This is a genomic window from Pseudoalteromonas sp. APC 3893 (assembly GCF_030408095.1).
Classification (GTDB): Bacteria; Pseudomonadota; Gammaproteobacteria; order Enterobacterales; family Alteromonadaceae; genus Pseudoalteromonas.
Genome location: NZ_JASDCD010000066.1, coordinates 1 through 1,481, shown reverse-complemented (window position 1 = coordinate 1,481; position 1,481 = coordinate 1). Strand labels below are relative to the sequence as shown.

General features: G+C 37.3%; 1 protein-coding gene and 1 pseudogene. Both read left to right on the top strand.

The window, feature by feature from the left end:
• A pseudogene (locus tag QMA12_RS21980) lies at nt 1–372 on the top strand (transposase); the annotation flags it as partial.
• Between the two features lie 551 nt (nt 373–923).
• Nucleotides 924–1,466 (top strand): hypothetical protein, encoded by a 543-nt coding sequence (locus QMA12_RS21975; RefSeq protein ID WP_290211500.1) that lies wholly within the window; start codon nt 924–926, stop codon nt 1,464–1,466.
• The last annotated feature ends 15 nt before the right edge of the window (nt 1,467–1,481 follow it).

Genomic DNA, 1,481 nt, shown 5'->3' with positions numbered 1-1,481 from the left:
CATACCAGTGTTCAAAAACGTTTAACAAGCGCGACAGAAGGTAAGCAACCTAAACAGTTACTTCGCTTTGCAGGTATGTCGCGTCAAATAATGCCTAAAGGACTGCCATTTGAGGTTAAATCATACCTTGAACTAGTTGAGTTAACAGGACGAATAATACGGGAGGATAAACGAGGGCATATTGATAATTCTTGTCTTCCTTTACTAGAAAGATTAAATATATCCCCAGAAAACTGGTTAAAACTAACCACTCAATTTACACGTGTGTTTCATGGTGCTGTAGGCAGGGCATCATCACATGAAAGTTATTGTGAAAACCTCAACCGCAAACGGCGAACAAACATGAGTAACTGTGAAAAGTTATTCGGATAGAGCGAAATCCCCATAAGAAGTACTTTCACTGCATAATGCAGGTATTCTCATGTCTGTTATTTAAGTTTTACACGAAATTCACTTATTTTGAAACATAAGCTAGTTTCACAAAGTGATATGTGCGTACATTCAGCATTTAAATTTTAATTTTGTAGTGCTATTTGAATAATTTAAAGTGGGTGTCATTGTAGTTATTGTAGTTATTGTAGTTGTTTACGGTGGCCGTTAGATCACATGACTTCGCTATCTTGTGCTAGCTCATCTCCAGCCTACGCCTCATATGATGTTTTTGTTCATCAGCTCGCACTTACGTTTATAAAGAATGCTAGCGGCTTCTTCCCGACTATTTCTCGCGATTTAGCCCTTGCCATTCGCTAGTAGTTATCGTTTAATAACAGTATGTTATTTAAACGGTGATCTTCCTAAAGAGGACTTTCACCTCATAAGTCAATGCCCATGTCGGGCGTACACAAGAGAATCCAGGTGACGCCTACGGCGCACCTGATTTTGGCGTTTTATGGTTCTTTTGAATATGGAGTGTTCATCAAATTTTGATCTGGTTAATTATATTTTTTGAGGTGGGATTCTGGATTTTTTTGTTTGGTGGTCTGTTTGTACGTTATATAATAAAACTTCCAAAACTTGGTAGTTCCCTGCTTTTATGTGTCCCACTCTTAGATGTTATTTTACTAGTTGCAACAGCATATGATTTGCGTTCTGGTACAACCGCAGAATTTGCACATGGACTCGCAGCAGCATATTTAGGGTTTACATTAGTATTTGGCCATGGCGTGGTGAAGTGGGCGGATAATTATTTTGCCTATAAATATAATGGGCAAAACAAACCTCATGAAAAATATGGTTGGACTTACACTAAGTATGAATGGGGACAATGGTTTAAAGGCATACTGGCCTGTTGTATCGCTAGTGTTATATTGTATTTGGCTATAATTTTTGTAAATAATGAGATTAAAACAGAAGCACTTAAAGATTGGATGTACATATTACCATCGCTCATGTTTTTTTGGTTTTTGTTTGGACCACTCTGGTACACAATATTTCAAAAAACTAAGCCCCAAATTGCCAGTGAATAATATACAAACCATAAT